5 protein-coding genes are annotated in these 5,644 nt (G+C 37.8%); all 5 read left to right on the top strand.

Annotated features, from left to right (window positions below; all coding sequences use genetic code 11):
* The first annotated feature begins 201 nt into the window (after positions 1 to 201).
* Entirely contained in the window at positions 202 to 2,286 is a 2,085-nt protein-coding gene (locus AC1DND_RS17240) for a peptidylprolyl isomerase (protein ID WP_477583466.1), read from the top strand.
* Between the two features lie 66 nt (positions 2,287 to 2,352).
* Positions 2,353 to 2,868, top strand: coding sequence for a DUF2480 family protein (locus AC1DND_RS17235; RefSeq protein WP_477583464.1), 516 nt, complete (start codon positions 2,353 to 2,355; stop codon positions 2,866 to 2,868).
* Between the two features lie 150 nt (positions 2,869 to 3,018).
* Positions 3,019 to 3,792, top strand: a complete 774-nt coding sequence (locus AC1DND_RS17230; protein ID WP_477583463.1) for a DUF3108 domain-containing protein — start codon at positions 3,019 to 3,021, stop codon at positions 3,790 to 3,792.
* Between the two features lie 2 nt (positions 3,793 to 3,794).
* Positions 3,795 to 4,358: a DUF3109 family protein gene (locus AC1DND_RS17225; protein WP_086549448.1), complete on the top strand. Its 564-nt coding sequence runs from the start codon at positions 3,795 to 3,797 to the stop codon at positions 4,356 to 4,358.
* A gap of 242 nt (positions 4,359 to 4,600) precedes the next feature.
* A partial coding sequence (gene rfbB, locus AC1DND_RS17220; protein ID WP_477583461.1) for a dTDP-glucose 4,6-dehydratase occupies positions 4,601 to 5,644 on the top strand: 1,044 nt, incomplete at its 3' end.

Genomic DNA, 5,644 nt, shown 5'->3' with positions numbered 1-5,644 from the left:
ACTCCATCATTCACTAATTTTGCCATTCAACAATTCTGGTCATTCAATCACTCAAAATTCTGTCATTCAAACATTAAAACAGGGCTTGTATTTACTTAAAAATTAAACACTTGATAAATAAAATTTTGTGTTTTCTTTTTTGAGGCAAATTTGTATCTTGCGCCCTCTTAAAAAAGAACTAAATAAATTTATAATTACAATATGGGATTAATGACATTTTTGCGTAACCGTGCAGGCTATATTCTAGTTTTTGCCATCGGTTTTGCAATTGTTGCATTTTTAGTAGGTGATGCAATTAACGTGGGTAAACCTTTTTGGTCGGCAAATCAAAAAGTTGTAGGGTCTATTGATGGTAAGGATATCAATATTGATGAATTCGGACCAAAAGTTGATCAAGGTGTAAACCAGATGAAACAACAATATGGCGGCAGTGCAAATGCACAGATGACCGCTATGGCTGTTGACCAGGCATGGAATGCAGAGTTAGCAAAAGTTTTGTTAACTAAAGAGTACGATCGTTTAGGTTTAACAGTTTCTGAAGATGAACTGGTAGATTTATTACAAGGTCAAAACCCTAGCCCCCTAATTAAACAATATTTCTCTAATCCTCAAACAGGACAGTTAGACCGTGCTACTTTGATGAACTTTCTAAAATCGAAAGAACCTCAGGCTTTGCAACAATCTACCATGTTACAGGAAGAGATTAAAAATCAGGCCCTGCAAACAAAATATTCGAACTTAATCCGTAATTCGGTTTATGTAACTTCTTTAGAAGCTACTGATGAATATACCAACCGTAATAAACTGGCTAATTTTAAATACGTAAGTTTAGATTATACTTCTATTCCTGATGCTTCCGTTAAATTAACAGACAACGACTACTCAGAATATTATGATCAGAACAAAGCACGTTTTAACAATCCACAAGAAACACGTGCTTTCGAATACGTTACTTTCAGTATCAGTCCAACCAAAGCAGATTCATTGGCAATCAAAGCTCAGGTAGACAAAATTGCTGCTGATTTTCAGGTGGCTAAAAACGATTCACTTTTCGCTGCAATCAATTCAGACGTAAAAGTTCCGTTTACTTATATCACAAAAGGTAAATTGGATCCGGCTGTTGATTCAGTAGTATTTGCTTTACCAGCAGGCAGTTTTTATGGCCCTAAATTAAGCGGTAACTCATACAAAATTGTAAAGGTAGTATCTACCCGTATTTCTCCTGATTCGGTAAAAGCAAGCCACATCTTAATCGATCCGGCTAAAGTTGGTGGCGAAGATAAAGCACTTAAGTTAGCTGATTCATTAAAAGCATTAATTTTAAAAGGCGCTAACTTTGCAGAACTGGCTAAAAACTACAGTGTAGACGGTTCGAAAGATAAAGGTGGCGAAATGCCAGCTTTCGCCCGTGGTGCTATGGTACCTGAGTTTGAGAATGCAGCCTTTGATGGAAAGACAGGAGATCTTAAAGTAGTAAAGTCTCAATTTGGCTACCATGTGCTTAAAATCGAAAAACAGATCGGTTCATCTAAAGTGGCTAAATTAGCTTACGTAGAAAAAGCATTAAATGCAAGTAGCAAAACCCAGGCGGCTGCTTACAAAGCAGCAAGCAATTTCTTAACGGATGTGAAAGGTAACGACTTTAGCAAATTTGCTGCACAAAAAGGATTAAAAGTTGCTGTTGCTGATAAGGTTGCATCAACACAAGGTTTTGCAGCTGGATTGGATAATCCACGTAAATTAATTCAGGATGCTTACGCAGCAGATAAAGGTGACGTATTACCTGAAATTTATACCATGAGCAATGCTTATGTTGTGGCCCGTTTAACTACCATCAGTCCAAAAGGTATTTTATCATTAGCTGATGTGAAGAAAGAAATTGAGCCAATGGTAATTAATGCAGTCAAAGCAAAACAATTAAAAGAAAAATTAGCTAATGCAGGTAAAGGAAGTATCGATCAGGTTGCAGCTAAAGTTGCACGTCCGGTTAATCCAGTACAAAATGTGGTATTTGCTAATCCAGTAATCCCAGGCGTAGCACAGGAAAATGCTTTAGTAGGAAGCGTTTTTGGTTCGCAGCCAGGTAAAGTATCTGCTCCTGTTCAGGGAGAACGCGGTGTTTATGTATTTTCAGTTGATGGATTTACCAGTCCTGCACCAATTGCCAACATGTTCAAACAAAAAGAAAGCATGATGTTAAGTTTAGGACAGCGTTCATTAGGATCGGCTTTCCAGGCTTTACAAGAAAATGCAAAGATAAAAGACAATCGCGTGAAATTCTATTAAATAGAAAATACGTAATTTTGTAACCGTTCCGATGATTAGTCGGAACGGTTTTTTTTATTTAAGAACATGGAAATTCAGGAAAACATTATTAACAAAGTAGCCAATAGCGGTTTAATTACTTTAAATCTCGAAGATTTTTATCATAAAGGCGAAAGAGTGGTTTATGATATAGTGGATAATCTATTTCATGGTTTAATGTTAAGAGAAAAGGATTTTAGAGAGTTTATCAAAACTCACGATTGGGCGCAATATCAGGATAAGAATGTAGCCATTATCTGCTCGGCCGATGCAATTGTACCTACCTGGGCTTATATGTTGCTTGCCAATAAACTAAAACCTTATGCCAATGAAGTAGTATTTGGCGATTTAAATACATTGGAAGCTGTTTTATTTACCAAGGCATTGGCTAAAATTAATCCTCAAGATTATGCCAACGAGCGTGTGGTGGTAAAAGGATGTGGAGATATCGATGTTCCGGTTTCAGCCTATGTTGAGGTAACCAACCTGCTTACCCCGATAGTTAAAAGCATTATGTTCGGCGAGCCTTGCTCTACGGTTCCTGTATATAAAAGAAAAGATTAAATTTTGGTTTGCTTTTTGTATATCTTCATGGAGGAAGAGTTTAATTTCTTTTAAAGGAAAACCTTTTTCCCTTTTCGGTACGTCATCCTGAATTTATTTCAGGATCTCTCATGCTGATAATGAACACACACACAAATGAGAACAAAAGCAATGAAGAAATTATTTATAACCGTCACGGCTGGCTTATGCAGTCTTTTGGGAACGGCTCAGCAACTTCCCCTGAAGAAAGAGGCGGTATTTCAGGAAGGAGAGGTTTTGCAGTATAAATTAAGGTATGGGTTTATCACGGCGGCAGAGGCCACCATTAAGGTAGCCAATTCTGATTTAAAGTTTGATAACAGGTCAACTTATAAGCTTACGGTTGATGCGCAGACCTCTGGCACCTTTGACGTGTTTTATAAGATAAGAGACCATTACGATTCGTATATCGATAAAACTGACCTTTTACCTTACTTCTATCAGGAGAATATCCGTGAGGCCAGTTATAGACGCCAGGATAAGGCCCGGTTTACGCAGGATGCTAAGAAAGTAGTTTCGAACAGAGGGACTTTTACAACGCCGACTAATCAGACTTTTGATCTTGTTTCGGCTTATTATTTTGCCCGGAGCCTGGATATCAGTAAAATCAAAATTGGTGATAAGTTTAAACTGAACTATTTCTTGGGTGACGAAATCTCAGCCTTAGAGGTAGAATATATAGGAAAAGAAACGATTAAAAGTAAGTTGGGGAACATCCGTTGTTTAAAATTTAGTCCATCTATTAAACCGGGAAGGATATTTAAAAAAGATAGCAGGTTATACCTCTGGGTAACCGATGATGGAAACCGCGTGCCGGTAAAGGCCCAGGTAGAGATATTGGTAGGAGCAGTTACCATGGAATTAAAATCGGCCAGTGGCCTGAAATATGCTTTAGCAAAAGAATAATGATGATAGAAGTTGAACAGGTGCTGGTGCACGAAGACGTATTGAAAGAAAACTTTGTTTGTAATTTAAGCAAATGCAAAGGAATCTGTTGCGTGGAAGGTGATTCCGGTGCACCATTGGATAATGACGAAAAGGCCATTTTGGAAGAGATATATCCAAAAATAAAACACCTGTTGAATGAAAAGGGTATTAAAGCCATTGAGGAACAAGGCGTTTACGTAGTTGATGAAGATGGCGATTTAACCACCCCTTGCGTAGATAAAAATAAAGAATGTGCTTACGTGCTTTTTGAGGGTGGTATTACGAAATGTGCCATTGAAAAAGCGTATGAGCAAGGTATTGTAGATTGGCAGAAGCCGATTTCTTGTCACCTTTACCCTATTCGGATAACGAAATATCCAGAATTCGACGTGCTAAATTACGACCGCTGGCACATCTGTCACGATGCCTGCACCTTTGGCCGTGAACTTAAAGTACCAGTTTATAGTTTTTTAAAAGGACCACTAATCCGTAAATATGGAGAAGAATGGTATAAAGAATTGGAAAGCTCTGTGGCGGCGATGTAGTTTTTCTTCCTTAAATTTTCATGTTATTGGTGCAACAGTAAAGTCAAATATAAGCGTCATCTATACTTTTCTTGCGTATATCTATTGCAACTGCAAGCTTATCTATTTTATGTAGAAGATGGTCAGGAAAACTGACTAATTGCTTCTAAATTATTCGTTCGGTTTTCAGCTTATGTCAAAATTAAGTTGTTTTTTGCCGAAATCTAACTTACTTTAGCGGAATTGAAAATCATTTAATAACTGTGAAAAAAATCTTAATCACTGGTGGTGCGGGCTTTATTGGCTCTCATGTAGTTCGCCGTTTTGTTAACAACTATCCTCAATACGAGATCGTCAATTTAGATAAACTTACCTACGCAGGTAATCTGGCTAATTTAACCGATATTGAAAATAAGCCAAATTACAGATTTGTAAAAGAAGATATTACTGATGCGAACGCGATGTTCGATCTGTTTAAAACAGAAAACTTCGATGCCGTTATCCACCTTGCAGCGGAGAGTCATGTAGATCGTTCTATTTCTGATCCAACGGCTTTTGTAATAACAAATGTAATTGGTACTGTAAATTTATTAAATGCTGCCCGTGAATATTGGAAAGGTGATTACAATAAAAAACGTTTCTATCATGTAAGTACCGATGAGGTTTATGGCGCTTTAGGTGAAACAGGGATGTTTACCGAAACCACTGCTTACGATCCGCATAGCCCTTATTCGGCCTCAAAGGCGAGTTCAGATCACTTTGTAAGGGCCTACCATGATACTTATGGCATGGATTGCGTAATTTCTAATTGCTCTAACAACTATGGTTCTCATCATTTTCCTGAGAAGCTGATTCCATTAGCAATTAATAATATCAAGAATAACAAACCGGTACCGGTATATGGTAAAGGGGAGAACGTACGTGATTGGTTATGGGTAGAAGATCATGCCAGGGCAATCGATGTAATTTTCCACAACTCAAAAACAGGAGATACTTACAACATTGGTGGACATAACGAGTGGAAAAATATTGATCTCATCAATTTGCTTTGTACTATTATGGACCAAAAACTTGGTCGCGAAGCGGGAGAATCAGCTAAACTAATCACCTATGTAACCGACCGCGCGGGGCATGATTTGCGCTATGCCATTGATTCGAGTAAACTGCAAAATCAATTGGATTGGGTACCTAGCTTACAATTTGAAGAAGGCTTAGCCAAAACGGTAGACTGGTATTTACAGAACGAAGATTGGTTAAACAATGTAACCTCAGGCAACTATCAATCCTACTACGAACAACAGTACAGC

This window comes from Pedobacter sp. 01N416 (assembly GCF_056399685.1).
The sequence above is the reverse complement of the archived record's forward strand: the minus strand, read 5'-3'. Positions and strand labels throughout refer to the sequence as shown.

What these genes read in the sequence shown, in the direction of transcription:
- AC1DND_RS17230 (WP_477583463.1), top strand. Translation starts at nt 3,019, where the DNA reads ATGAAGAAATTATTTATAACCGTCACGGCTGGCTTATGCAGTCTTTTG.
- AC1DND_RS17240 (WP_477583466.1), top strand. Translation starts at nt 202, where the DNA reads ATGGGATTAATGACATTTTTGCGTAACCGTGCAGGCTATATTCTAGTT.
- AC1DND_RS17235 (WP_477583464.1), top strand. Translation starts at nt 2,353, where the DNA reads ATGGAAATTCAGGAAAACATTATTAACAAAGTAGCCAATAGCGGTTTA.
- AC1DND_RS17225 (WP_086549448.1), top strand. Translation starts at nt 3,795, where the DNA reads ATGATAGAAGTTGAACAGGTGCTGGTGCACGAAGACGTATTGAAAGAA.